General features: G+C 37.7%; 1 protein-coding gene. It reads right to left on the reverse strand.

All coding sequences use genetic code 11. The features are described 5' to 3' along the window. Positions 1-132: 132 nt before the first annotated feature. On the reverse strand, positions 133-603 hold the full coding sequence (gene tnpA, locus AB1K81_RS18545; protein WP_412978145.1) for an IS200/IS605 family transposase: 471 nt from the start codon (positions 601-603) through the stop codon (positions 133-135). Between the last annotated feature and the right edge of the window lie 137 nt (positions 604-740).

Below are 740 nucleotides of genomic sequence, written 5' to 3' on the forward strand. Positions count from 1 at the left end.
AATCAAAACCACCAGTGTGAACTGGTGGTTTGCTCTGCGGCTGGAAGCCTCTATTACCGGCCTCGGCCTTAAAGGCCCACCGAACGGTTTCCCCTTTTGCACCACATTCACTCACTAATTCTAAAGAATCTCTTATTTCTTTTTATTTTTTTGTCCTGTAAACGGATCAAATTCTTCAAATATAGTTAATTGATCTGACATGTAATCTTCTTTTAGCTGATTTCTAATGTATTCTTGTATTTGCTTTCTATTTCGGCCCACTGTGTCAACATAGAAGCCTCGACACCAAAATTTTCTATTTCCATATTTATATTTTAAATTGGCATGTCGATCAAATATCATCAAGCTGCTCTTCCCTTTTAAATACCCCATAAATTGAGATACACTTAATTTCGGTGGGATACTCACTAACATGTGGATGTGATCCGGACAAGCATTTGCTTCATGTATGATTACACCTTTTCGTTCACATAAATCACGTATGATTTGACCTATGCTTTTTTTATATTTTCCGTATATTATTTGTCTTCTGTACTTTGGTGCGAACACTATATGATACTTACAATTCCATGTTGTGTGTGCTAAACTATTCTTGTCCTTCATAGGACTCGCCTCCTTCTTTGGTGAGATTTAGTGGTCGGGAAACCAACTTTATCTTACCATGAAGTGAGGCTTTTTTTGTCCCACGCTGAAAGCTTTCCAGAACCCCTCGCATAGCAAGGGGTTTTCAAAAACATTAA

Source organism: Ornithinibacillus jepli (assembly GCF_047228935.1).
Taxonomy (GTDB): domain Bacteria; phylum Bacillota; class Bacilli; order Bacillales; family Amphibacillaceae; genus Ornithinibacillus.